This is a genomic window from Escherichia sp. AM3, assembly GCF_032029835.1.
GTDB classification, from domain to species: domain Bacteria; phylum Pseudomonadota; class Gammaproteobacteria; order Enterobacterales; family Enterobacteriaceae; genus Escherichia; species Escherichia coli.
The window spans coordinates 1-276 of sequence record NZ_JAVUPQ010000937.1 but is presented as its reverse complement, the minus strand read 5'-3'; the positions used below and the strand labels follow the sequence as shown (position 1 = coordinate 276).

Annotated in this window: 1 protein-coding gene; it reads right to left on the bottom strand. The window is 50.7% G+C overall.

What is annotated here, in order from left to right:
• Positions 1–276, bottom strand: a 276-nt coding sequence (locus tag RTW80_RS29140) for an oligogalacturonate-specific porin KdgM family protein (RefSeq protein WP_312721599.1), incomplete at both ends; no start/stop codon positions are given.

The following is a 276-nucleotide window of genomic DNA, read 5'->3' as shown; positions in this document are numbered from 1 at the left end:
GGTATATTCGTAACGGTAACGCGCAGCCACGTAGAAGCCATTGTCGAAGCTATATTGCACATGCAGATTCGGTTTATAAATGGTGCGACTGTCTGTGCTTTCAATCGTAAACGCAGGGGTCAGGGCGATATTGTCTGTCGCTTTCCAGCGCCAGCTAATCTGATCTTCGTGACCGTTCCCCACTACATCCGCGAATGGCTGATCTGCCTTGTCCCCGCCTGATTTCCACTTCGCCTCGACTGAAAAACCAAAGCCATTATCAAAGCGGTGCGAGAC